General features: G+C 72.0%; 23 protein-coding genes, 3 tRNA genes and 1 pseudogene. 13 read left to right on the plus strand and 14 right to left on the minus strand.

Going from position 1 to position 22,416, the window contains the following annotated elements; genetic code table 11:
• Positions 1-45: 45 nt before the first annotated feature.
• From AB3M81_RS12385 to AB3M81_RS12405, 5 genes are read right to left on the minus strand one after another with little or no spacing between them, the layout of a single operon-like run.
• Entirely contained in the window at positions 46-1,710 is a 1,665-nt protein-coding gene (locus AB3M81_RS12385; RefSeq protein ID WP_412904220.1) for an LpqB family beta-propeller domain-containing protein, read from the minus strand.
• Positions 1,707-3,239 (minus strand): MtrAB system histidine kinase MtrB, encoded by a 1,533-nt coding sequence (mtrB, locus tag AB3M81_RS12390; RefSeq protein ID WP_412904221.1) that lies wholly within the window; start codon positions 3,237-3,239, stop codon positions 1,707-1,709. The genes AB3M81_RS12385 and mtrB overlap by 4 nt, the downstream gene beginning before the upstream one ends.
• Positions 3,239-3,940: an MtrAB system response regulator MtrA gene (gene mtrA, locus AB3M81_RS12395; RefSeq protein WP_412904222.1), complete on the minus strand. Its 702-nt coding sequence runs from the start codon at positions 3,938-3,940 to the stop codon at positions 3,239-3,241. The genes mtrB and mtrA overlap by 1 nt, the downstream gene beginning before the upstream one ends.
• Positions 3,940-5,367, minus strand: a complete 1,428-nt coding sequence (gene ahcY / locus AB3M81_RS12400) for an adenosylhomocysteinase (protein ID WP_412904223.1) — start codon at positions 5,365-5,367, stop codon at positions 3,940-3,942. Before ahcY ends, mtrA begins: the two co-directional genes overlap by 1 nt.
• Before the next feature lie 52 nt (positions 5,368-5,419).
• On the minus strand, positions 5,420-6,580 hold the full coding sequence (locus AB3M81_RS12405; protein ID WP_412904224.1) for a PrsW family intramembrane metalloprotease: 1,161 nt from the start codon (positions 6,578-6,580) through the stop codon (positions 5,420-5,422).
• Between the two features lie 71 nt (positions 6,581-6,651).
• Between AB3M81_RS12405 and AB3M81_RS12410 the strand changes: the two genes are divergently transcribed.
• Positions 6,652-6,725, plus strand: a tRNA-Arg gene (locus AB3M81_RS12410).
• Positions 6,726-6,751: 26 nt separating this feature from the next.
• Positions 6,752-6,967: an amphi-Trp domain-containing protein gene (locus AB3M81_RS12415; protein ID WP_412904225.1), complete on the plus strand. Its 216-nt coding sequence runs from the start codon at positions 6,752-6,754 to the stop codon at positions 6,965-6,967.
• Positions 6,968-7,036: 69 nt separating this feature from the next.
• Here AB3M81_RS12415 and AB3M81_RS12420 read toward each other — a convergent pair whose 3' ends face one another.
• The gene (locus AB3M81_RS12420; RefSeq protein WP_412904226.1) at positions 7,037-7,792 is read right to left on the minus strand and encodes a DsbA family protein; all 756 of its coding nucleotides are present in this window, start codon (positions 7,790-7,792) and stop codon (positions 7,037-7,039) included.
• Positions 7,793-7,878: 86 nt separating this feature from the next.
• Here AB3M81_RS12420 and orn point away from each other — a divergent pair, with 86 nt between their 5' ends.
• Entirely contained in the window at positions 7,879-8,487 is a 609-nt protein-coding gene (gene orn, locus AB3M81_RS12425) for an oligoribonuclease (protein ID WP_412904227.1), read from the plus strand.
• A 54-nt stretch (positions 8,488-8,541) separates the two neighbouring features.
• A tRNA-His gene (locus AB3M81_RS12430) sits at positions 8,542-8,614 on the plus strand.
• Positions 8,615-8,660: 46 nt separating this feature from the next.
• Here AB3M81_RS12430 and AB3M81_RS12435 read toward each other — a convergent pair.
• A complete protein-coding gene (locus AB3M81_RS12435; protein ID WP_412904426.1) occupies positions 8,661-8,864 on the minus strand; it encodes a CGNR zinc finger domain-containing protein in 204 nt (67 codons plus the stop codon).
• On the opposite strand from AB3M81_RS12435, the pseudogene AB3M81_RS12440 reads away from it, so the two are divergent.
• Positions 8,838-9,266, plus strand: a pseudogene (locus AB3M81_RS12440) (MFS transporter); the annotation flags it as partial. The gene AB3M81_RS12435 and the pseudogene AB3M81_RS12440 sit on opposite strands and share 27 nt — an antisense overlap.
• A gap of 3 nt (positions 9,267-9,269) precedes the next feature.
• Here the strand turns inward: AB3M81_RS12440 and AB3M81_RS12445 are convergent.
• From AB3M81_RS12445 to glpK, 4 genes are read right to left on the minus strand one after another with little or no spacing between them, the layout of a single operon-like run.
• Entirely contained in the window at positions 9,270-9,824 is a 555-nt protein-coding gene (locus AB3M81_RS12445) for a nucleosidase (protein ID WP_412904228.1), read from the minus strand.
• Positions 9,821-11,548, minus strand: coding sequence for a glycerol-3-phosphate dehydrogenase/oxidase (locus tag AB3M81_RS12450; RefSeq protein ID WP_412904229.1), 1,728 nt, complete (start codon positions 11,546-11,548; stop codon positions 9,821-9,823). The genes AB3M81_RS12445 and AB3M81_RS12450 overlap by 4 nt, the downstream gene beginning before the upstream one ends.
• Positions 11,549-11,567: 19 nt before the next feature.
• Complete coding sequence (locus AB3M81_RS12455; protein WP_412904230.1) at positions 11,568-12,626, minus strand: alpha/beta hydrolase; 1,059 nt, start codon at positions 12,624-12,626, stop codon at positions 11,568-11,570.
• On the minus strand, positions 12,623-14,131 hold the full coding sequence (gene glpK / locus AB3M81_RS12460; RefSeq protein WP_412904231.1) for a glycerol kinase GlpK: 1,509 nt from the start codon (positions 14,129-14,131) through the stop codon (positions 12,623-12,625). Before glpK ends, AB3M81_RS12455 begins: the two co-directional genes overlap by 4 nt.
• A 137-nt stretch (positions 14,132-14,268) precedes the next feature.
• On the opposite strand from glpK, the gene AB3M81_RS12465 reads away from it, so the two are divergent.
• The 3 genes from AB3M81_RS12465 to AB3M81_RS12475 all read left to right on the plus strand — a co-directional run bounded on the left by AB3M81_RS12465 (position 14,269) and on the right by AB3M81_RS12475 (position 16,918).
• Positions 14,269-15,216 (plus strand): hypothetical protein, encoded by a 948-nt coding sequence (locus AB3M81_RS12465; protein WP_412904232.1) that lies wholly within the window; start codon positions 14,269-14,271, stop codon positions 15,214-15,216.
• A gap of 37 nt (positions 15,217-15,253) precedes the next feature.
• On the plus strand, positions 15,254-16,771 hold the full coding sequence (locus AB3M81_RS12470; protein ID WP_412904233.1) for a phytoene desaturase family protein: 1,518 nt from the start codon (positions 15,254-15,256) through the stop codon (positions 16,769-16,771).
• A gap of 71 nt (positions 16,772-16,842) precedes the next feature.
• Positions 16,843-16,918: transfer RNA gene (locus AB3M81_RS12475), tRNA-Lys, on the plus strand.
• 49 nt (positions 16,919-16,967) lie between these two features.
• Here AB3M81_RS12475 and AB3M81_RS12480 read toward each other — a convergent pair.
• A complete protein-coding gene (locus tag AB3M81_RS12480; protein WP_412904234.1) occupies positions 16,968-17,213 on the minus strand; it encodes a helix-turn-helix domain-containing protein in 246 nt (81 codons plus the stop codon).
• Positions 17,214-17,277: 64 nt separating this feature from the next.
• Between AB3M81_RS12480 and AB3M81_RS12485 the strand changes: the two genes are divergently transcribed.
• Positions 17,278-17,736: a MarR family winged helix-turn-helix transcriptional regulator gene (locus AB3M81_RS12485; RefSeq protein WP_412904235.1), complete on the plus strand. Its 459-nt coding sequence runs from the start codon at positions 17,278-17,280 to the stop codon at positions 17,734-17,736.
• Complete coding sequence (locus AB3M81_RS12490) at positions 17,733-18,038, plus strand: hypothetical protein (RefSeq protein WP_412904236.1); 306 nt, start codon at positions 17,733-17,735, stop codon at positions 18,036-18,038. The genes AB3M81_RS12485 and AB3M81_RS12490 overlap by 4 nt, the downstream gene beginning before the upstream one ends.
• A 4-nt stretch (positions 18,039-18,042) precedes the next feature.
• On the opposite strand, the gene nhaA is transcribed toward AB3M81_RS12490, so the two are convergent.
• Positions 18,043-19,293 carry a Na+/H+ antiporter NhaA gene (gene nhaA / locus AB3M81_RS12495; protein ID WP_412904237.1) on the minus strand — a complete coding sequence of 417 codons (1,251 nt, stop codon included), beginning with the start codon at positions 19,291-19,293 and terminating at the stop codon, positions 18,043-18,045.
• A gap of 88 nt (positions 19,294-19,381) precedes the next feature.
• Positions 19,382-19,855, minus strand: coding sequence for a PaaI family thioesterase (locus tag AB3M81_RS12500; RefSeq protein ID WP_412904238.1), 474 nt, complete (start codon positions 19,853-19,855; stop codon positions 19,382-19,384).
• A gap of 38 nt (positions 19,856-19,893) precedes the next feature.
• On the opposite strand from AB3M81_RS12500, the gene AB3M81_RS12505 reads away from it, so the two are divergent.
• The 3 genes from AB3M81_RS12505 to AB3M81_RS12515 are packed head-to-tail and all read left to right on the plus strand — an operon-like array spanning position 19,894 to position 22,414.
• Positions 19,894-20,451, plus strand: a complete 558-nt coding sequence (locus AB3M81_RS12505) for a TetR/AcrR family transcriptional regulator (RefSeq protein ID WP_412904239.1) — start codon at positions 19,894-19,896, stop codon at positions 20,449-20,451.
• A 4-nt stretch (positions 20,452-20,455) separates the two neighbouring features.
• A complete protein-coding gene (locus AB3M81_RS12510) occupies positions 20,456-20,782 on the plus strand; it encodes a DUF503 domain-containing protein (protein ID WP_412904240.1) in 327 nt (108 codons plus the stop codon).
• 57 nt (positions 20,783-20,839) lie between these two features.
• The gene (locus AB3M81_RS12515; RefSeq protein WP_412904241.1) at positions 20,840-22,414 is read left to right on the plus strand and encodes an SLC13 family permease; all 1,575 of its coding nucleotides are present in this window, start codon (positions 20,840-20,842) and stop codon (positions 22,412-22,414) included.
• Positions 22,415-22,416 lie beyond the last annotated feature (2 nt).

The following is a 22,416-nucleotide window of genomic DNA, read 5'->3' on the forward strand; positions in this document are numbered from 1 at the left end:
AAACAGTCCGCGGAGCAGTCCCGCCGCGCGACCTGTGGAGGGCCGTCAGGCGATGCCGCGTGCCTGGGGAACGTCGACCGGGACCCACCGGGTGCGGTCGAGCACCCAGACCTCGCCCTCGGCGTCGATCAGGTACAGGTCCGAGCGGGCCGCCGTGGTGGCGACCAGCCCGACGGGCTCGATGTCGGGCAGCAGCTGCCCGCCGCCGGGCCAGGCGTCGACGGGGTCCGTGCCGTCGATGCGGACCGAGCGGACCTGCGTGCCCGCCGGCCCGAGGTGCGCGACGCGCGACCCGTCGACCCACACGACCTGGCGCGCGGGGTCCTGCGTGCGCAGGACGCGCGGCCGCGCCAGCGACACGATGCGGCCCTCGCGCCGCTCGATCCCGCCGACGAGCAGGCGCCCACCGCTCGTCGCGGCGTACCGGGCCCCGTCCGGCGAGACGGCGAACGAGCTGAGCCCGTCGAGCCCGGTGGCGGGCACGAGCACGATCGACGCGCCGTCGTGGACGCGGATCCGCGTGCGATCGCCGGGTCGGTCGACGAGCCACGTCTTCTGGTCGATGTCGATGACCGGACGCAGGAAGCCGTCGCCGCTGATGTCGACGGGATTCGAGCCCGTCGCCGACGAGACGCGCGCGCGGTCGGCCCACACCGCCGCCGCGCGATCCTCGCTGGCGGTGACCATGGCGGCGTCCTGGTCGTCGTCGCCCCACGTCCCGGGCATGGGGCGGCGGCTGCGCAGCCCCACCTGGTGCACGCGCCCGCCGGCCGTGACGAAGACCCAGCGGCGGGACTTGTCGGGCCCGAACGACGCCCACCCGGACGCGTCCTGCACGGCGTCGCCCGAGGGAGCGATGACGGTCCCACTGCCCGAGATCCGCACGTCCGTGACGACCGGCACCTGCCGCAGCGTCCACGCGACCTGCGCCGAGAGTCTCCGCTGGGCGGCCACCGACATCTCGCCGACGGGTGCCGAGAAGTCGACCTCGGCGACGCCGTCGACCACGGGGACGGAGGCGCGCAGGGTCGAGGCGTCGGGCACCGCGGTGGTCAGTCCCGGCGAGCCGCGGCCCGGCCCGAGCGCGAGGCTCGCCATCAACGACGTGGCCAGCTGGTCGCCGACGACCTCGTGGACGGGCACGGGGACGAGATGGCTGCCGCTCTCGTCGAGGAAGAACAGGTCGAACGAGCGGACGTAGTCCTCGAACCAGCCCGTGTTGACGAGCACGCCGTCGGGCGGCGTGCTGATGCGCCACTGCCCGTCGATGCGCTCGAGCTCGATGTCGATGCGCTGCGAGCCGCCGCTGCCGCGCAGGCGCCCCTGGGCGTCGAGGCGCGACTCGGTGGCGAGGTCGATCCAGCCCGAGCCGACCGACACGGAGAACACCTCGGCGCGCGTGTAGACCGTGGTCGCGTCGCCGGGGCGCCACTCCTGCGCGGCCTCGGGCGTCAGGTACTCGGCGGCGACGCGGTGGGTGACGGGGTACGCCAGCATCGCGTCGAGGAAGCCGTTGATGATCTGCGTCTCGGTGGCGTCGCGGGTCGGGCCCGCCGGCATGTAGCGGACGGTGCTCTCGCCCAGGCCGGCCTCGTCCTCGACGCGCTCGACGGGGCCGGAGGTCGGGATCGCGGCGCAGCCGGCCAGGACCACTGCGACGAGCGCGAGGACCAGGGCGGCCGTCGCGCGGGCGTGCGAGGGCCGGCTCATGTGAACACCGACTTCACGACCGGCGACCACACGCGCCCACCGGGCTCGCGCGGGAGCGTGAGGATGAACTCGGTCCCGCGCCGGGGCTGCGACCACACCTCGATGGTGCCACCGTGCAGAGCCGCGTCCTCGCGGGCGATGGCCAGGCCCAGCCCCGTGCCGCCCTGCGTGCGGGCCGGGTCGCCGCGCCAGAAGCGGTCGAACACGCGCCGCACCTGCTCGGCGTCCATGCCGACGCCGTAGTCGCGGACGGCCAGCGAGACCCGGTCGGGCGCCTGCGTGACGATGACGTCGACCTTGCTGGAGCGGCTGTAGCGCGCGGCGTTGACGATGAGGTTGCGCACCATGCGGTCGACGCGGCGGATGTCGGCCTGCACCATCGCCGGCTGGTCGACGCCCCGGGCCCGGCCCTCGATGCCGGCGCGGGCGAGCGCCGGGTGCGCCGCCGCGGCGCGAGCGATGGCGGCCAGGTCGACCGGGTCCAGCTCGAGGGTCGCGGCGCCCGCGTCGAACCGGCTGAGGTCGAGCAGGTCCGACAGCAGGGCCTCGAACCGGCCGATCTCGGTGTGCAGGAGCTCGGCCGCGCGGGCGGTCTGCGGGTCGAAGCCCTGGCGCGCCTCGAACAGCACCTGCCCGGCCATCTGCACCGTGGTGAGCGGGGTGCGCAGCTCGTGGGAGACGTCCGAGACGAACCGCTGCTGCAGGCGCGAGAGGTTCTCGAGCCGGCGGATCTGGCTCTGCAGGCTCTCGGCCATCTGGTTGAACGAGGTGCTCAGGCGGGCGATGTCGTCCTCGCCCCTGACGTGCATGCGCTGCTCGAGATTGCCCGCGGCGAACCGCTCGGCGATGCGGCGGGCCAGGCGGACCGGCTCGACGACCTGGCGCGCGACCAGTCCGGCCACCAGCGAGACCATGATGAGCAGGACGACGGCACCGGCGAGCAGGGCGTTGCGGACGAGGTCGAGCGTCTCCTGCTGGTCGGCCATCGAGAAGACGAAGTAGAGGGCGTAGCGGTCGTTCGAGCTGGGCGCCGTGACGCGGCCGCCCACGGTGACGACGGGGATCTCGTCGCTCGTGCCCAGCGGCGACAGCTCGGAGAAGGTCCAGTACGTGCCCTGGTCGTCCGAGGCGACCCGGCGAACGAGGTCGGCGGGGATGTCGCCGATGCTGATCGAGCCCGACGACCGCACCGGCACGCCTCCGCTGCCGGTGAGCGGGCCCTGCAGCACGAGCTCGTAGGCGCGGTTCTCGCCGCGGGTGGCCGCGAGCGAGTCCACGAGCTGGGTCAGGGCGGGCGACTGCGGGGCGGGCTCGCTGTCGACCGCTGCGTCGAGCTGGGACTGCGCCTGCTGCAGGCCCGCGCGCGCCTCGGCGATGGCGGCGTCGCGCCGGTTGTCGGCCAGGCCGCCGGCGACGTCGCGCAGCAGTGCCCACCCCACGACGAGGATGACGGCGGTGCTCAGCACGACGGTGTTGATGACGACCCGCGTGCGCAGCGAGCGCCGCCACAGGCCGAGCAACCGGCGCATCAGGCCGTCGCCGGGTCGATCGCCTGGTAGCCGACGCCGCGCACGGTGCGGATGACGCGGGGGTTCTCCGCGTCGTCCTCGATCTTCTGGCGCAGCCGGGTCATGTGGACGTTGACGAGCTTGGTGTCGCCGGGGTGGTGGTAGCCCCACACCTTCTGCAGCAGCACCTCGCGGCTGAAGACCTGCTCGGGCGCCGAGATCAGGCACGCGAGCAGGTCGAACTCGAGCGGGGTCAGCGACACCGGCCGGCCGTCGCGGGTGACGGTGTGCGCCTGCGGGTCCAGCACGATGCTGCCGAACTCGATGCGCGCGCCGAGCGGGTCGCTGCGGCGCAGCCGGGCCTTGATCCGCGCGATCAGCTCGCTGTTGCGGAACGGCTTGGTGATGTAGTCGTCGGCGCCCACCTCGAGGCCGTCGACGATGTCGCGGGTCTCGCCCTTGGCGGTCAGCATGATGATCGGCACGCCGGAGACCTCGCGGATCTGCCGGCACACCGCCATCCCGTCCAAGCCGGGCAGCATCCGGTCGAGCAGGACGACGTCGGGCTTGAACTCCAGGAACGCCGCCATGACGGCGTCGCCCGTGCGGCAGACCTGGGTGCGGAAGCCCTCGCCCTCAAGCACGATCGCGAGCATCTCGGCCAACGAGGCGTCGTCGTCGACGACGAGCACGCGATCGTGCTTGGGGCGGCGCTGCGACATCAGTAGCGGTAGTGGTCCGACTTGTACGGGCCGGCCACGTCCACGCCGAGGTACTCGGCCTGCGCCTTGGACAGCTCGGTCAGCTCGACGCCGAGGGCGTCCAGGTGCAGGCGGGCGACCTCCTCGTCGAGGTGCTTGGGCAGGACGTGCACGCCCAGCTCGTACTGGTCGGCCTTCGTGAACAGCTCGATCTGCGCGAGGACCTGGTTCGTGAAGGAGTTCGACATGACGAACGACGGGTGGCCCGTGGCGTTGCCGAGGTTGAGCAGGCGGCCCTCGGACAGCACGATGATCTTCTTGCCGTCGGGGAAGATCCACTGGTGGACCTGCGGCTTGATCTCGTCCTTGACGATGCCGGGGATCTTGGCCAGGCCGGCCATGTCGATCTCGTTGTCGAAGTGGCCGATGTTGCCCACGATGGCCTGGTGCTTCATCTTCTCGAAGTGCTCGACGCGGATGATGTCGAAGTTGCCCGTCGTGGTGACGAAGATGTCGGCGATCTCGACGACCGACTCGAGGCGCTTGACCTCGTAGCCGTCCATCGCGGCCTGCAGTGCGCAGATCGGGTCGATCTCGGTGACGATGACGCGGGCGCCCTGGCCGCGCAGCGACTCGGCCGAGCCCTTGCCCACGTCGCCGTAGCCGCACACGACCGCGACCTTGCCGCCGATCATGACGTCGGTGGCGCGGTTGATGCCGTCGATGAGCGAGTGGCGGCAGCCGTACTTGTTGTCGAACTTGCTCTTGGTGACCGAGTCGTTGACGTTGATCGCCGGGAAGAGCAGCGTGCCCTCCTTGAAGCGCTCGTAGAGGCGGAGCACGCCGGTGGTGGTCTCCTCCGAGACGCCCTTGATGCCCTCGGCGATCTTGGTCCAGTGCTGCGGCTTGGTCTCCAGCGAGCGGGCCAGGACGCGCAGCACCTCCTTGAACTCCTCGTTGTCGGTGCTGTCCTGCGGCGGGACGGCGCCGGCCTTCTCGTACTCGACGCCCAGGTGCAGCAGCATCGTGATGTCGCCGCCGTCGTCGAGCAGCACGTTGGGGCCGCCCTCGGGGAAGTCGAAGACCTTCTCGGCCTCGTCCCAGTACTCGGCGAGGGTCTCGCCCTTCCACGCGAAGACCGGCGTGCCCTGCGGGTTCTCGGGCGTGCCGTCCTTGCCGACGACGACCGCGGCGGCCGCGTGGTCCTGCGTGGAGAAGATGTTGCAGGTCGCCCAGCGGACGTCGGCGCCCAGCGCCGTCAGCGTCTCGATGAGGACCGCGGTCTGGATCGTCATGTGCAGCGAGCCGGCGATCCGGGCGCCCGCCAGCGGCTGGCTGTCCCCGTAGCGCTCGCGCATGGCCATCAGGCCCGGCATCTCATGCTCGGCGAGTTCGATCTCCTTGCGGCCGTACTCGGCGAGGGACAGGTCCTTGACGCGATAATCCATGCCTACCAGCGTACCGGCGGGTACCCCACGCGTCCGAATCCGGAGACCGTGTTCAGCGCACGCCCGGCGGCAGGGCCGGTGGGAAGCGCAGGTACGGGCGCAGCTGCCACATCCGGTCGAGGACCGCGAAGGTGCGATCGGGGCCCTGCGGGCCGCCGTGACCGAGCATGACGGCGTCGTGCAGGAAGGCCGCCTCGGTGGCCAGGCGCTGGTACCGCTCGACCGCCTCGAGCGCCTGTGGCCCGTGGACCTTGGCGAACCGGCGGGCCTCGCGGCGGCGGCTGAACCGCACGAGCCACGGGATCTCGGCCGGGTGGATCCAGCCACGCTGCGCGATGTCGGTGAGCGAGCGGTGCAGCACCGTGGTCTGGCGCAGCCGCAGCACGATGGCCGTGATCAGCAGCCCGAGCAGCAGCAGCGCCAGGACGAGGTACGCGAGCAGGAAGCCCACGCCGCCGCCGACGACGATCGAGCCGTTCCACAGCGCGTGCAGGCCGACGCTGACCACGTAGCCGAGCGCGATGAGCGCCCAGCGCGCGAGCCGCGAGGAGCGGCGGGCGGCCAGTCCCATCGCGATGCCGATCGCGGACGTGAACAGCGGGTGCGCGAACGGGCTGAACAGCCCCCGCACGATGAAGGTGGCCGTGGCCATCTCGGGGCCCGTGTAGAGCATCGTGTCGTCGAGGCCGAGGTAGCTGGCGGCGTAGTAGCCCACGTTCTCCATCGCGGCGAAGCCGATCGCGACCAGGCCCGAGACGACGAGGCCGTCGAGCACGCCGTCGATGATCCGGCGCAGCCGCAGCAGCGTGAGGACGAGGAACAGGCCCTTGGCGAACTCCTCGGCGACCGGCGCGCCGATCGCGATGAGCCAGTCCTCGCTCATGCCCAGGCGGGACATGCCGATCTCGAGCGGCAGCGCGATCGCGACCGCGATGACCGCGCCCCACACGAACGCGGCGGCCGTGTAGCGGAACGGCTCGGGCTCGACCCGGTCGAGCCACCAGTAGCCCCACAGGACGAACGGCAGCGGGATCAGCGCGTAGACGATCGCGAGCGACGCGCCGGCGACCGAGCCGGACGTCGACGCGAAGAACACCGCGCCCGCCGCGCCCAGCACGCCGGCGATCCACACGAGCACGACGAGGACCGTGCGGCCCCGCTGGCGCAGCGGATCCACGTCGGGCGGCAGCGCGAGCGTCTGGGTGGTCGTCACGCCGACAGCCTAGGGCGCGGCCCCGACACCGCAGTCCGAGCGGCTCGAGCCCCGATAGGCTGACCCGCGAGGCGCCCGTAGCTCAGCTGGATAGAGCAAGAGCCTTCTAATCTCTGGGTCGCAGGTTCGAATCCTGCCGGGCGCGCGCACCGACTCACGAAGGAGAAGGACATGGACCTGTTCGAGACCGAGAAGTCGCAGCGGCTGCGCCGCGAGGAGGCCGCCGCCCGGCTGCACGCGCTGGCCGACGCCCTCGAGCGCCACAACTCCGTCGAGCTCGAGAAGAACGGCCACCGCATCACGGTCGACGTCCCGGACGAGGTCGAGCTCACGGTCGAGGTCGAGATCGGCGACGAGAGCGAGCTGGAGATCGAGCTGAAGTGGTGAGCTGACTCCCCCGTAACGAGAGAACCGCCCGGCACGCCATGCGTGCCGGGCGGTTCCGTGTCCAGTGGGTCAGGACTTGGCCGCGTCCGCGAACGCCTTCGCGAGCTCGTCGGGCGTGCGGGCCTCGGACTCCTTGCCGTTGATGTGGACCGTCGGGGTGCCCGAGATCTTGCGCTCGTCGGCGAGCGTGTCCTTGGACTCGTCGATCCACGGCACGAACTTCTCGGTGCGGACGCACTCGTCGATGCCGGTCACGCCGGCCTCCTCGGCGAGGTCGATCAGCTCGGCGTTCTCCGGGCCGGCGCCACCCTCGGAGGGCTGGTTGGCATAGAGCAGGGCGTGCAGCTTCCAGAAGGCCTCGGGGCCGTCGGCGTCGACCGCGCACATGGCGACGTTCGTGGCGCGGCGCGAGTAGTCGTTCGTGCTCTGGTTGTGCAGGAAGCTGAACGGCATGAAGCGCAGGTTGATCGCGCCCGCCGCGGCCTGCTGCTTGAGGAACGCGCCGCTGACCTGCTCGAACTGGCCGCACGCCGGGCACAGGAAGTCCTCGAAGATCTCCACGAGCGGCGCCTTGGAGTTGTCGGTGCCGTCCGCGACCGGGTAGGGCACGCCGCCGTCGACCAGGTTCGCCGGCTCGACGACCTCGGTGGCCTTGGCGTTGTCGTCCGAGAGCGACTTGACGCCCCAGCCCGCGGCGGCGATCAGCAGCACGACGACCACGACGATCGCCACGGTGATGAGGTTGCGCTGTCGCCTGTCGGCCTTCTCGCGCTCCTTGCGCATCTGCTCGGCGCGCGCGGCGCGGGCCTGGCGGTCGTTGGTCACGTGGGCTCCTCGGACGGGGGTCGCGGTACGGCCGGAAGCCTACCGGGTGGAAACCAGCGGTTGCCGGATCGCACTAGGGTGGCGACGTGAACGACAAGCTGGTGTGGGTCGACTGCGAGATGACGGGCCTCTCCCTCGAGAGCGACGCCCTGATCGAGATCGCGGCCCTCGTGACGGACTACGACCTCAACATCCTCGGCGAGGGCGTGGACCTCATCATCAAGCCGCCGCAGGAGGCGCTCGACCAGATGAACGAGGTCGTCACGCAGATGCACACGACGTCGGGCCTGCTGGAGGAGCTCGACGCCGGCATCACGGTGCGCGAGGCCGAGGAGCAGGTGCTCGAGTACGTGCGTCAGTACTCCCCCGAGCCGCGCAAGACCCCGCTCGCGGGCAACTCGATCGGCACGGACCGCGCCTTCCTGGCCCGCGACATGGTCGAGCTGGAGTCGTGGCTGCACTACCGCGTCGTCGACGTCTCCTCCATCAAGGAGCTGGCCCGCCACTGGTTCCCGCGGGCGTACTTCGCCGCGCCGGAGAAGGGCGGCGCCCACCGCGCGCTCGCCGACATCCGCGAGAGCATCGACGAGCTGCGCTACTACCGCCGCACCGTCTTCACCCCCGACCCGGGCATCGACAGCGAGTCCGCGCGCGCCATCGCCGCCGAGATCGCGGCCGGCACCCCCTCGGAGTAGGACCTGCGCGACGCGTCCGGTAGACTCGTCGCGCTGCGCCGCACGGCGCACATGGTGGGTGTAGCTCAGTTGGTAGAGCACCGGCTTGTGGTGCCGGTGGCCGCGGGTTCAAGTCCCGTCATCCACCCCGATCGCACGAGGCCCGGACCGTCAGGTCCGGGCCTCGTCGTCTGTCAGGCCTGCCGATCGGCCTTCCTGCGCTCGGCCCGGCGGGCGACGTAGCGCTCGATCTTCTCGGCCCGCCCGCAGTCGTTCATGTCGCACCAGCGTCGGCTCGCGTTCTTCGAGCGGTCCACGAAGAGCCACGGGCAGCGGCCGCACCGCTTGACCCGTCCGAGCTTCAGCAGGCCGCCGAAGCATGCCGCGTAGGCCGTCAGGACGAGCGTGCCCTGTGGCCCTCCGCGGCCCGCCGTTCGCCACGGATCCGCTGGGGGGCGTTCGGGTCGTTCGCGAACACCGCCACGACGAGCTCGTCCGTCACGGTCGCCACGCTGCACCTGCAGGGCGAGCTCGGGCTCTCCCCCGTGAGGACGGCCGGCACGCTCGTGAGCTTCAGCCTGCTCGTGATCGCCGGCTCCGCCGCGGCGGCCCGCCTCGTGGAGCCGCTCGGCTGGCGTCGTACCCTCGCGGCGGGTCTGGCCGTCGTGGCCGTCGGCACCGCCGTCGTCCTGCTGGTCGCGACGACGACGAGCGACCGTGGGGCGTGGACCGTCATCGCCGTCGCCGCGGCCGTCGCCGCGATCGCGGCCGGACGCCGGGACGACGACTCGGTGGCCTGAGGCTCAGCCGAGCTCGTCGCGCAGCCAGTCCCCCAGCACGCGCGCGCACGCGTCGACGACCGCGGGCCAGTCCATCGCGGAGTCGTCGGCGGTGTCGCTGACGACCTTGACCAGACGGCACGGGACGTGCGCCAGCTGGCACGCGCGCGCCACCGCGAAGCCCTCCATGTCGACCAGGTGCGCTCGCTCGGCGATCAGGTCGCGGGTGGCCGGGTCGGTGACGAACAGGTCCCCGGTGGCCAGGGCGGTGCCGTCGCCGCCCGCGATCTCGATCTCGTCGACGGGATCGTGGCCCAGGGCCCGGATCGCCGCGGCCGAGAGGTCGTGGTTGACCACGAGCGAGGGCAGGAACAGGCCCGCGACGCCCGGGCGCAGGGCGCCGGCCGTGCCGACGTTGAGGACGAGCTCGGGACGGTGCTGGGCGATGGCGGCGGCCGTGACCGAGGCCGCCTCGACCTTGCCGATGCTCGTCAGGACGAGGCGGAGGTGATCGGGGACGTAGGCGGCCTCGGACTTCGTCGCCGCGACGACCAGGACGCGCGAGGGATCGACGCTCATCCGCGCGCCACCGGGACCACGTCGGGTGCGCCCTTGCGGGCGGCGTCGGCGGTCTCGTCGTCGGGCATCGTCTGGCTCTCGAGCTCGGCCTCGACGCGCTTGAGGTAGTGGTCGACCTCGCGCTCGCGTTGCTCGGCGGACCAGCCGAGCGCCTCCGCCATGAGCGTCGCGGCCTCCTCGGCCGACTCGGTGCCCCGGTGGAAGGTCTCGATCGAGATGCGGGTGCGGCGCGCGAGGATGTCGTCGAGGTGGCGGGCGCCCTCGTGCGTGACGCCGTAGACGACCTCGGCGCGCAGGTAGTCCTCGGTGCCCGCGAGCGGCTCGGCCAGCTCGGGACGCCCGGCGATCAGGTCGAGCACCTCGGTGACGAGCGAGCCGTAGCGGTTCAGCAGGTGCTCGAGGCGGCCCACGCCGATGCCGTGCTCCTGCGCGAGCGTGTGCCGCTGGTTCCACAGCGCGGCGTACCCGTCGGCGCCCAGCAGCGGGATCTCGTCCGTGACGCACGCGGGGACACGACGGTCGAGCAGCGTGCCCATCTGCTGCACCGCCGCGTCGATCGCGTCCTTCGCCATGACGCGGTACGTCGTGTACTTGCCGCCCGCGATGACGACGAGGCCCTTGACCGAGGTCGACACGGCGTGCTCGCGCGAGAGCTTGCTGGTGGCCTCGTCCTCGCCCGCGAGCAGCGGCCGCAGTCCGGCGAAGACGCCCTCGACGTCCTCGGGGACGAGCGGCTCGACGAGCACCTCGTTGACGTGGTCGAGCAGGTACTGGATGTCCTTGGCGCTGGCCGCCGGGTGGTCCTTGCTGAGCGACCAGTCCGTGTCGGTGGTGCCGATGATCCAGTGGCGGCCCCACGGGATGACGAACAGGACGGACTTCTCAGTGCGCAGGATGAGGCCGGACTCGCCGCGGATGCGGTCGCGCGGCACGACGAGGTGGATGCCCTTGCTGGCGCGGACCTTGAACTGGCCCCGCTCCCCCGCGAACGACTGCGTCTCGTCGGTCCAGACGCCCGTCGCGTTGACGACCTGCCTGGCGCGCACGTCGAACTCGCGGCCGGACTCGAGGTCCTTGACGCGCGCGCCGACGACACGGTCGCCCTCGCGCAGCAGGCCCACGACGCGCGTGCGGCTGGCGACGTGGGCGCCGTAGGCGGCCGCCGTGCGGGACAGGAACATCGTGTGACGCGCGTCGTCGACCTGGCCGTCGTAGTAGTGCAGCGCGCCGACGAGCGCGTCCTTGCGCAGCGCCGGGACGAGACGGCGGGCGCCGGTGCGCGTCAGGTGGCGGTGGTGCGGCACGCCGCGCGAGCGGCCCGACAGCAGCGCCATCGAGTCGTACAGCGCGACGCCGGCGCCGGCGTAGAAGCGCTCCCACACGCGGTGGGTCAGCGGGTAGAGGAACGGCACCGGCTTGACCAGGTGCGGCGCGAGGGTCTCGAGCATGAGGCTGCGCTCGCCGAGCGCCTCGGCGACGAGCCGGAAGTCGAGCATCTCGAGGTAGCGCAGGCCGCCGTGGACCAGCTTGCTGGAGCGGCTGGAGGTGCCCGAGGAGAAGTCGCGCGCCTCGACCAGCCCGACCGACAGTCCGCGCGTCGCGGCGTCCAGGGCCGCGCCGCCGCCGACGACGCCACCGCCGATCACCAGGATGTCGAGGGACTGGGAGGCCAGCGCGTCGAGCGCCTCCTCGCGGTGCTCAGGGGAAAGGGCTACGGGGCGCATGCGTCCCAGTCAACCAGCCTCAGCCGACGGCCGCTTCGATCGCACGGGCGATGCGGGTGGTCGCCTCCCGAGCGGCCGGGCTGACGCCCGTGACGTTGATGAAGGCGTGGATGAGCGATCCCTCGCGCGCCAGCGTCGTGGGGACCCCGGCCTCCTCGAGGCGGCGCGCGTACGCGATCCCCTCGTCGCGCAGCGGGTCGAACCCCGCGACGGCCACGAACGCGGGCGGCAGTCCCGTCAGGTCCGGCTCCAGCAGCGGCGAGGCCCGTGGGTCGAGCGCGTCCGACGGGTCGGCGAGGTAGCGCTCGCGGTACCAGTCCATGTGCTTCTCGGTGAGGAAGAACCCGTCGTGGAACTCGCGGTACGAGGGGTGCTTGGTCGACAGGTCGGTGACCGGGAACAGCAGCACCTGCAGGACCGGGACGACGTCACGGCCGCGCAGCTGCCGGGCGAGCACGGCGCTGATGTTGCCGCCGGCGCTGTCGCCGGCGACGACGATGCGGTGCGGGTCCAGGCCCCAGCCGGGCGCGCGCTCCACCGCGAAGTCCCACGCCGCGAGCGCGTCCTCGATCGCCGCGGGGAACGGGTGCTCCGGCGCGAGGCGGTAGTCGACCGAGAGCACGTCCACCCCGGCCTCGCGGGCGATGAAGCGGACGGCCGAGTCCGTGCTGAGCCGGCTGCCCAGGACCCACCCGCCGCCGTGGAAGTAGACGACGAGGCCCTTCGAGTCGGTGCCGGCGCGGTAGCGCGTGGCGGGGATCGGACCGGCGGGCCCCGGGATCACGAGGTCCTCCTCGACGGCGAACGGCGGGTGCACGTCGGCGAACACGACCGCCTCGTCCGTCAGCATCGCGCGGGCGCGCTCGACCGAGTGGTCCGAGAAGTCGCCGCCGGGGATCCTGTTCAGGACCGAGAGCGCGACGGCGATCTCGGGCGAGAGCCGCTCGCCGTCACTGTTGACCGGCGCGTTGCGCCCCAGGCGCGCGATGAGCGGCTCGGGCAGCCGGGCGAACGCGCGGATGACGGCCCGCTCCACCCGCAGCGGCAGGGCCAGCCGGTGCGTCGTCGCGGCGCTCACTCGACCCACCCCAGCGTGCGCTCGACGGCCTTCTTCCAGTCCTTGTACCCGGCGGCGCGCTGCTCGTCGTCCCACTCGGGCGTCCAGCGCTTCGACTCCGACCAGTGTTGGGTGAGCTCGTCGGTGCCCGACCAGAACCCGACCGCGAGCCCGGCCGCGTAGGCGGCGCCCAGGCACGTCGTCTCGGCGATGACCGGGCGGCTGACCTCGATGTCGAGGATGTCGGCCTGGATCTGCATGCACAGGTCGTTCGCGGTGATCCCGCCGTCGACCCGCAGCACCTCCAGCTCGATGCCGGAGTCGGCCACCATGACGTCGACGACGTCCTTGCTCTGGTAGCAGATCGCCTCGAGGGCGGCCCGCGCCACGTGCGCCACCGTGTTGTAGCGCGAGAGGCCGACGATGACGCCACGCGCGTCGGGGCGCCAGTACGGCGCGAACAGGCCGCTGAACGCGGGCACGAAGTAGACGCCGCCGTTGTCGTCGACGGTCTCGGCGAGCGCCTCGGAGTCGGCCGCCTCGGCGAAGACCTTGAGCTGGTCGCGCAGCCACTGGATGGCCGATCCGGTGACGGCGATCGAGCCCTCCAGCGCGTAGACCGGGTCCGCGTCCCCGAACCGGTAGGCGACCGTCGTGAGCAGGCCGCGCTCGGACCGGACGATCTCCGTGCCGGTGTTGAGGACGAGGAAGTTGCCGGTGCCGTAGGTGTTCTTGAGCATGCCGGGCTCGAAGCAGGCCTGGCCGACGAGCGCCGCGTGCTGGTCGCCGAGATTGCCCGCCAGGACGACCTCCGCGCCGAAGGGCCCGTCGGCGGTGGTGCGGCCGAACTCCTCCGACGAGGACGTGATCGTGGGCAGCATCGACCGGGGCACGTCGAAGATCTCGAGCAGCTCGTCGTCCCAGTCGAGGGTCTCGAGGTCCATCAGCATCGTGCGGCTGGCGTTCGTGACGTCGGTGACGTGGACGCCGCCGTCCGGCCCGCCGGTGAGGTTCCAGATGAGCCAGCTGTCGATCGTGCCGAACAGGGCGTGGCCGTCCTCGGCGTCCCGGCGCACCCCCTCGACGTTCTCGAGGATCCAGTGCAGCTTGCCGCCGGCGAAGTACGCGGCGGGCGGCAGGCCGGCCTTGGCGTGGATGACCGCGCCCCGCCCGGACTCCTCGAGCCGCTTCGCGAGGTCGGCGGTGCGGGTGTCCTGCCAGACGATCGCGTTGGCGTAGGGCTCGCCCGTGCGCCGGTCCCACACGACGGTCGTCTCGCGCTGGTTGGTGATGCCGACCGCGGCGAGGTCCTCGGCCGTGATGCCCGCGTCCTTCAGCCCCTCGGCGACCACCGTCTGCGTGTTGCGCCAGATCTCGGCGGCGTCGTGCTCCACCCACCCGGCCCTCGGCATGACCTGCTCGTGCTCGACCTGGTGGCGCCCCTTCTCGGACCCCTTCTGGTCGAACACCATGAAGCGCGTGCTGGTCGTGCCCTGGTCGATCGCTCCCACGAACTGCTGCGGCATGGGCCTCACCCTAGCCACGGCCCGGCCTCGTCGTCGGGTCATACGAAACGCGCGCTCCGGCGACCACCTCGCATGACACAACGTGCCATGTGGATGGCGGGATCGACGTGGGCGGCGCGCGAGGCCACGCTCGCGGGATGGATCCGGGACTGGCCGCCCTCGCCGATGCGCAGGAGCACGTACTCAGTCGCCGCCAGCTCCTCGCCGCCGGCATCACACGCTCGGCCTTGCGCGCGCACCTGCAGGCAGGCCGGTGGCGGGCGTGGGGACGGCACGCCGTCGCCCTGCACTCGGGACCACTGCCGCCTCGCGCGACCTGGTGGCGCGCCGTGATCGAGGCCGGTCCACGCGCCGCTCTCGACGGCGTCTCCGCGTTGCAGGCTGCCGGCTTGACGGGGATCGACGCAGCTCCCGTGCGCGTCTCGGTCCCGCGCGGCGCGCGGACGCCGCGGGTGCCCGGAGCCATCGTGAGGCAGACGCGCCGCCTGTCGAGACCCGACCTCGCAGGTGCCGGCCTGCCGCGCGTGCGGCCCGACATCGCCGCCGTGCGAGCCGCGCTCTGGGCCCGCTCGGACCGGCAGGCGACCTTCTACCTGACGGCAACCGTCCAGCAGCGGCTGTGTCGGGCGGAGGATGTCGCCCGAGCGGCCCTCGACGTCCGACGGCATGCGCGCCGTCGGCTCCTCCTCGACGTCAGTGCGGAGCTCGTCGACGGCGCCCGCGCACTCGGCGAGCTGGACTTCGCACGTCTGTGCCGCCAGCACGGACTGCCCGAGCCCGTGCGTCAGTCCGTGCGCCGCACGTCTCGCGGCACGGCGTATCTCGATGCCGAATGGCCGCAGTTCGGCGTCGTCGTCGAGATCGACGGCGTGCACCACCTGAGCGCTCCCGTCGCTGTCGCCGATGCGCTGCGCCAGAACCACCTCGTGCTGGAGTCCGCACGCGTGCTGCGCGTGCCCAACCTCGGCCTGCGTGTCGCGCCGGCGGACTTCATGGCGCAGGTGCGCCGGGCGCTGGTGGACGGCGGATGGCGGCCCGCTCCGGACGTCATACGGGGTGGTCGCCCCGGCAACCGTCTCGTATGACGTCCCGGACCGGACCACGCGCGGATTAGGGTGAGGCATGGCCGAGCGCGTCGTGATCGTCGGAGCAGGACACAACGGGCTGGTGGCGGCGACGCTGCTGGCCCGCGCGGGCGTGGAGGTGCTCGTGCTGGAGCGGCTCGACCGCGTCGGGGGCGCCGCCGTGAGCGCGCCCGCGTTCGACGGGTACGACGCGCGGCTGTCGCGCTTCTCGTACCTCGTCAGCCTGTTCCCGCAGGCCCTCATCGACGAGCTCGGCCTGGACCTCGAGCTGCGCTCCCGCGACACCGCCTCGTTCACGCCCTGGCGCCGCGGCGACCGCGCCGGCGGACTGCTGGTCGAGACCGAGCCCGGCGCCGCGACCCGCGCGAGCTTCGCCGACCTCACCGGAGGCGACGACGAGTTCGCTGCGTGGGAGCGCTTCTACGCCGAGATCGGGACGCTCGCCGGCGCCATCGCGCCGACGCTGCTCGACCCGCTCCCCCACATCGGCGACGTGCGCGACCGCGTCGACATGGCGATCTGGACCGACGTGGTCGAGCAGCCCATCGGCACCGCGATCCGCCGCCGCTTCGGCGACGACGTCGTCCGCGGCGTCGTGGCGACCGACGCCCTCATCGGCACGTTCGCCTCGCTCGACGACCTGTCGCTCGTGCAGAACCGCTGCTTCCTCTACCACCTGATCGGCAACGGCACGGGCGAGTGGCGCGTCCCCGTCGGCGGCATGGGCGCGGTGACCGCCGAGCTGGCGCGTGTCGCGACCGAGGCCGGCGCCACGATCCGGCTCAACTCCGAGGTCGACGGCATCGACGTGAGCGACGTCGACGTGACGGTGTGCGGCGACGGCTTCGTCGAGAAGGCCGATCACGTGCTGTCGGGTGCCGCCCCCTACGTGCTGGAGCGGCTGCTCGGCCACTCGCCCCGGACCAAGCCCGCCGGCGCCCAGCTCAAGCTCAACATCCTGCTGTCGCGGCTGCCGGCGCTCGCCTCGGGCGACGACCCCGAGGTCGCCTTCGCGGGCACCTTCCACCTCGACGAGTCGTTCGACCAGCTGGAGCAGGCGTGGCGCGTCGCGGCCGGCGGCGACGTGCCCCCGGCGACGGGCGAGTTCTACTGCCACACGCTCACCGACCGGTCGATCCTGGGCCCTGAGCTGCGCGACTCGGACGCCCAGACCCTGACGTACTTCGGCCTGCACACGCCCCCGGGCGTGCTGGACCGGCCCGGCGCCAAGGACGAGGCCGTCGCGCGCGTGCTCGCGGCGCTGGACGCCCACCTCGCCGAGCCGATCGAGCCGCTCATCCTGGGCCTGGAGGCGAAGACGCCGACCGAGGTCGAGCACGAGCTGGCGATGCCCGGCGGCCACATCTTCCACGGCGACCTGGCGTGGCCGTGGCTCGAGGAGGGCGAGCGACCGCACGGCCCCGCCGAGCGGTGGGGCGTCGCGACCGCCCACCCGCGCGTGCTGCTGTGCGGCAGCGGCGCCCGCCGCGGCGGCGCGGTCAGCGGCATCGGAGGCCAGAACGCCGCTCGGGCCCTGCTGGAGATGCTCGGCTGACCCGATCGTGTGGGGCCCGATTTCGTCCTCCGCCGGGGTGTGCGCTAATGTTGGTGATCGCGCCAGCGCGAGCACCCCTAGCTCAATTGGCAGAGCAGCTGACTCTTAATCAGCGGGTTCAGGGTTCGAGTCCCTGGGGGTGTACCACCACCACGAGAGCCCCGGTCGATGACCGGGGCTCTCGTCGTTCGTGGGCTCAGCGAGCGGACGCGTGCTGCTTGATCGCGCGGCTGATGCTGGTGTGCGAGACGCCGACCTCGTCGGCGATCTCCTGGTAGGACATGCCCGCCTCGATCGCGACCGCGAGCGCCTCGGCCCAGGCCTTGCGGGCCTTTTCCATCGCCTGCTCGTACTCGGCTGCCGCCGCGTCGTAGGAAGCGCGTGCCTCGCGCAACGCGCGGGGCACCGACTCGTCGTACTCACTTCGGTGCCGGAATGCCATGTCTCCAACTTACGTCGTGCCTGTGGGATTTGGTAAGTGCCCTAACGATGAGTACGCTCAGGATGTGCCCCCCGAACGCAATCCCCTCTCGCTCGACGAGCAGGTCTGCTTCGCCCTGTCGGTCGCCTCGCGAGCGGTCATCAGCTGCTATCGCGACGTTCTCACGCCTTTGGGCCTCACGCATCCGCAGTACCTCGTGATGCTGGCGCTGTGGGAGAACGACGGCCTGACGCTGCGCGCGCTGAGCGACGTCCTGCGCCTCGAGTCCGCCACCGTGTCCCCTCTCGTCAAGCGCCTGGAGGCCGCCGGCCTGATCCGCCGCGATCGCCGCGAGGGCGACGACCGGGCCTTCTCCCTCACCGTGACCGAGGCCGGTCGCGAGCTGCGCCAGCGCGCGCTCGCCGTGCCGCCCACGATGCTCGAGCGCTTCGAGATGGACGAGCACGAGCTCGCGCAGGTCAACCGGTGGCTGCACCAGCTGATCGACCGGGCCGACCGCGCCCAGGAGAGGACGCTCGCATGAGCCAACGACTGCCCGACGCCTCGGAGGAGTCGCTCAACATCGTCCGCCGGCGGATCCTCGCGATCACGTGGGTCGTCACCGCGATCCACGGCCTGTTCGGCGCGATCGGCGCGGCGTACGCGCTGGGCCCCGACCGCCGCGGCGACCAGATCATCCTGCTGACGGTCTCGGTGCCGCTCGCGATCATCATCTACGGCGTCACGGTCGTGATCCTCGACAAGCCGGTCCTCGGCAGGTGGACGACCCCGTGGCTCGTGCTGCTGCTGGCCATCTGCGCGGCCGGCTTCGTCTGGGTGCTCTGAGCCCTCAGCGCTGGAACGCGTCGGGCACCCCGTCGCCGTCGTCGTCGCGCGTCTCCTGCTCGGCGATCTCGCGGTAGTGCCGGTTGCGCGCCCGCAGCACGACCGAGGCCACCAGGGCCGACAGCACCGAGCCGGCGAGCACGCCGATCTTGACGTCCTCGGCGAGGTCGATCCGGTCGTACGCCAGGTCGCCGATCAGCAGCGAGACGGTGAAGCCGACGCCGGCCAGCATCGAGACGCCGAGCACGTCGATCCAGCGGATGCTCGGGTCGAGCTGGGCACGCGTCGTGGACGAGAGCAGCAGCGAGCTGCCCACGATGCCGATCGGCTTGCCCAGCACCAGGCCCAGGACGATGCCCCACGTGACGGGCGACGAGAACGCCTGGTCGAGCGTGTCGCCCGAGACCGCGACGCCCGCGGCGAAGAACGCGAACACCGGGACGGCGAAGCCGGTCGAGATCGGCCGCACGACGTGCTCCATGCGCTCGGCGATGCTGTGGCGGCCGTGCGCCGGCACCGTGAAGCCGAGCAGGACGCCCGCGACGGTCGCGTGGACGCCGGACTCGTGCATGAGCACCCAGGCCACGACCGCGAGCGGGACCAGCAGCCACCACGCGCGCGGCGCCAGGCGCGCCACCACGGCGAAGAGCACGAGCGGCACGAGGAAGCCGGCGAGCATCACGAGGTCGACCGACGCCGTGTAGAAGATCGCGATGACGGTGATGCCGAGGAGGTCGTCGACGACCGCGAGGGTCAGCAGGAACGTGCGCAGCGCGGCGGGCAGGTGCGCGCCGACGACCGCCAGGACCGCCACGGCGAACGCGATGTCCGTCGCGCTCGGGATCGCCCATCCCTCGCCGGTCCCGTTGGCGGCGTTCAGGGCGACGAAGATCAGCGCGGGCACGACCATGCCGCCGACGGCCGCCACGATCGGCAGCATCGCGCGGCGCGGGTCGCGCAGGTCGCCGGCGACGAACTCGCGCTTGAGCTCGAGGCCCACGACGAAGAAGAAGATCGCGAGCAGCCCGTCCGCGGCCCAGTGCGCGACCGTGAGGTCCAGGTGCAGCGAGGCCGGGCCCAGGCGCGTGGCGGCGAGGTCGAAGTAGGCGTCCGACCAGGGCGAGTTGGCCCAGACGAGCGCGGCGACGGCGGCGACCAGCAGCACGATGCCGCCGACGGTCTCGCGTCGCAGGACGTCGGCGATGCGGGCGGTCTCGGGCCAGCTGCCGCGGGTGAACAGTCCGGGAGTGGTCATGGTGATCCTCTAAGGGGTCGACGACAGGACGCCGACCAGACTTCCCGGCACACCTCGGTCCAGCCTACCGACCGGCGCCGCACCCGCCTCAGGAGTAGATGAGGCAGGTGGTGGTGCCGTGGGCGACGAGCCGTCCGTCGGGGTCGACCACCTTGCCCTCGGCGGTGGCGGTGCTGCGTCCCACGTGGATGATCGAGCCGGTCCCCACGAGGCGGCGCCCGTCCACCGGGACGGTGCGGATGTAGTTGACCTTGAGCTCGAGCGTGCCGTAGCCGACGCCGGGGCCGAGCGTCGTGTGCACGGCGCAGCCCATGACCGAGTCGAGCAGGGTCGCGCACGCGCCGCCGTGGAGGCTGCCGAGCGGGTTCGCCGCCGCCGGCCGCGACTCGATCGAGAACGAGGCGTGCCCCTCCTCGAGCGAGACCAGGTCCATGCCGAAGAGGTCGCCGATGACGGGCGGGCGCTGGTCGCTGGGCAGGGCGAAGGCGAAGCGCAGGAACTCCAGTCCGGTCATCTGGGACACGGCGGCGAGCTGCTCGTCCGTGAGCGGGAGGTTCGTCATGCTGGCCACCGTAGACCGATCGGTCTATGGTGACCAGCATGGGGACCCGAGGACCGCGCGAGCGCCTGCTCGACGCCACCATCACGTCGCTGCGCCGGCACGGCGTCCACGGCACCGGGATCGCCGAGGTGCTCGGCGCGAGCGGCGCCGCCCGGCAGTCGATCTACCAGCACTTCCCCGGCGGCAAGGCCGACCTCGTGGCCGAGGCCGCCCGGCGCGCCGGCGCGCGCCTCACGCGGGACGCTCCCGCCGATCCGCACGCCTACGTCGACGACCGGCTCGACTGGTGGGTCGACCAGCTGCGCCGCCACGACTTCGCCCTCGGCTGCCCGGTCGCCGCGGCCGCCCTCGCCGGTGCCGACTCCCCCGGCGTCGTCGCGGCGGCGGCCGAGGTGTTCGCCGACTGGACCGAGCACCTCGCGACCGTGCTGACGGACGCCGGGGCCGAGCCGGAGGCCGCGCGCCGGCTCGGCCGGTTCCACGTCAGCGCCGTCGAGGGGGCCGGGCTGATGGCCCAGGCGCTGCGCTCGGTCGAGCCGGTCGAGGACCTGCGCGCGATCCTCCACGGCCTCATCGACGACGTGCTGCCACACTGATCACGTGTGGGTGGGATGGATCGAGTTCGACGTCCGGCTCGGTGACGTGCACTCCCTGAAGGAGAAGCGCAGCATCGTCCGCCCGATCGTCAACGAGCTGCGCAAGCGCTTCTCGGTGTCCGCGGCCGAGACCGACTCCGTCGACCTCTACCGCCGCGCCGGCATCGGCGGCTCCCTCGTCTCGATCGACCGTGCCCACGTCGTGGAGGTGCTCGACCAGGTCGAGCGCTGGATGGCCGCCCGGCCCGAGGTCGAGATCCTGCAGGCGCACCGGCACATCGGCTCGAGCAGCGACGACGAGGGCGAGCAGGACGAGCTCCCGTTCGCCTGACCTCGTCGGGCTGCTTACCCTGATGTGATCCAGGACACCGGCGCCCGGGGGAACGCGATGAGCACGGCCGAAGACCGACCGACCACCTACCGCACGTTCGACGAGGTCCAGGAGACCCTGAGCCCGGCGGAGCAGCGCTTCGAGCGGATCCGCCGCACGACCGGCCTGGTCGTCGGGCCGATCGCGGGCCTCGTGGCCTATCTCGCGTGCAGCGGGCTCGACGAGCCCGCGCAGCGCCTCGCCGGCGTGCTCGTGTGGGTCGCCGTCTACTGGATCTGCGAGGCCATCCCGATCCCCGTGACCGCGATGCTCGCGATGGCGCTCGTCATCGCGCTGGGGGTCGCGACCGCCGACGACGTCTTCGGCTCGTTCGGCAACAGCACGATCTTCGTCTTCATCGGCGGCTTCATCCTGGCCCAGTCGATGAGCAAGCACGGGCTGGACCGGCGGTTCGCGTTCGGGATCCTCAGTCTGCCCGGCGTGGCCGCCACGACCACCCGCGTCATCATCGCGTTCGGCGCGATCACGGCGCTGCTGAGCGGCTTCGTGTCCAACACCGCGACGGCCGCCATGATGATGCCGATCGGCGCGGGCATCGTCGGCTTCATGGCCGCCGCGATGCAGCGCAGCTCGGGCGGCTCGGACGAGATCCACCCCGAGCGGCTGCAGTTCGCCACCGCCCTCATGCTGATGGTCGCGTACGGCGCCAGCGTGGGCGGCCTGCTCACCCCGGTCGGCAGCCCGCCCAACCTCATCGGCCGCGCCTACCTGGAGCAGGAGCTGGACATCACGGTCCCGTTCTTCCAGTGGATGGTGCTGGCGTTCCCGCTCGTGCTGCTGATGTTCGCCGTCCTGTGCGTCCTGCTGGTGCGGCTCAACCGGCCCGAGCTCAAGCGGGTCCCGGGCGTGGAGGAGTACATCGCCGAGGAGCGCGGCAAGCTCGGCCGCATGGGGCCCGGCGGGCGCAACACCCTCATCGCGTTCGGCGTCGCCGTCACCCTATGGGTCCTGCCCGGCGCGGTGGGCCTGGTGACCGGCGGCGAGTCGGCGACGTACGACTGGCTGCTCGAGCACCTCGACGAGGGCGCGGTCGCGATCTTCGCGGCCTCGCTGCTGTTCCTGCTGCCGCTGGACTGGGGCCGGCGCCAGTTCACCCTCAGCTGGAACGACGCGGTGCAGATCGACTGGGGCACGATCATCCTGTTCGGCAGCGGCATCGCCCTGGGCGGCCTGCTGTCCGAGACCGGGCTGGCCGAGACGATGGGCACGTCGCTGTCGGACCTGCTCGGCACCGACACGCTGGTCGGCATCACGATCCTGGCCACCGTCATCGCGGTCATCATCAGCGAGACGACGAGCAACACCGCGAGCGTCGTCGTGGTGGCGCCCATCGCGGCGCAGCTCGCCCTCGCGGCCGACGTCAACCCGGCGATCCCCGTGCTCGCGGCCGTCTTCGGCGCCTCGTTCGGCTTCATGCTGCCGGTCTCGACGCCGCCCAACGCGATCGTCTACGGCACGGGCATGGTGCCCATCACCCGCATGCTGCGCTCGGGCATCGTGTTCGACGTCATCGGCATCGTCATCATCGTCACGGGCGTGACCGTGATGGCGAACCTGCTCGGCATCGGCTGACG

It is taken from the genome of Aeromicrobium jepli (genome assembly GCF_047246605.1).
GTDB lineage: Bacteria > Actinomycetota > Actinomycetes > Propionibacteriales > Nocardioidaceae > Aeromicrobium.

Excerpts from the sequence above, each read along its gene's own strand:
- ahcY (WP_412904223.1), bottom strand. The coding sequence starts at position 5,367 with ATGGATTATCGCGTCAAGGACCTGTCCCTCGCCGAGTACGGCCGCAAG.
- AB3M81_RS12415 (WP_412904225.1), top strand. The coding sequence starts at position 6,752 with ATGGACCTGTTCGAGACCGAGAAGTCGCAGCGGCTGCGCCGCGAGGAG.
- AB3M81_RS12515 (WP_412904241.1), top strand. The coding sequence starts at position 20,840 with ATGAGCACGGCCGAAGACCGACCGACCACCTACCGCACGTTCGACGAG.
- AB3M81_RS12470 (WP_412904233.1), top strand. The coding sequence starts at position 15,254 with ATGGCCGAGCGCGTCGTGATCGTCGGAGCAGGACACAACGGGCTGGTG.
- AB3M81_RS12385 (WP_412904220.1), bottom strand. The coding sequence starts at position 1,710 with ATGAGCCGGCCCTCGCACGCCCGCGCGACGGCCGCCCTGGTCCTCGCG.
- AB3M81_RS12445 (WP_412904228.1), bottom strand. The coding sequence starts at position 9,824 with ATGAGCGTCGATCCCTCGCGCGTCCTGGTCGTCGCGGCGACGAAGTCC.
- AB3M81_RS12490 (WP_412904236.1), top strand. The coding sequence starts at position 17,733 with ATGAGCCAACGACTGCCCGACGCCTCGGAGGAGTCGCTCAACATCGTC.
- mtrA (WP_412904222.1), bottom strand. The coding sequence starts at position 3,940 with ATGTCGCAGCGCCGCCCCAAGCACGATCGCGTGCTCGTCGTCGACGAC.
- AB3M81_RS12465 (WP_412904232.1), top strand. The coding sequence starts at position 14,269 with ATGGATCCGGGACTGGCCGCCCTCGCCGATGCGCAGGAGCACGTACTC.
- AB3M81_RS12480 (WP_412904234.1), bottom strand. The coding sequence starts at position 17,213 with ATGGCATTCCGGCACCGAAGTGAGTACGACGAGTCGGTGCCCCGCGCG.
- AB3M81_RS12450 (WP_412904229.1), bottom strand. The coding sequence starts at position 11,548 with ATGCGCCCCGTAGCCCTTTCCCCTGAGCACCGCGAGGAGGCGCTCGAC.
- glpK (WP_412904231.1), bottom strand. The coding sequence starts at position 14,131 with ATGCCGCAGCAGTTCGTGGGAGCGATCGACCAGGGCACGACCAGCACG.
- nhaA (WP_412904237.1), bottom strand. The coding sequence starts at position 19,293 with ATGACCACTCCCGGACTGTTCACCCGCGGCAGCTGGCCCGAGACCGCC.
- AB3M81_RS12500 (WP_412904238.1), bottom strand. The coding sequence starts at position 19,855 with ATGACGAACCTCCCGCTCACGGACGAGCAGCTCGCCGCCGTGTCCCAG.
- AB3M81_RS12505 (WP_412904239.1), top strand. The coding sequence starts at position 19,894 with ATGGGGACCCGAGGACCGCGCGAGCGCCTGCTCGACGCCACCATCACG.
- mtrB (WP_412904221.1), bottom strand. The coding sequence starts at position 3,239 with ATGCGCCGGTTGCTCGGCCTGTGGCGGCGCTCGCTGCGCACGCGGGTC.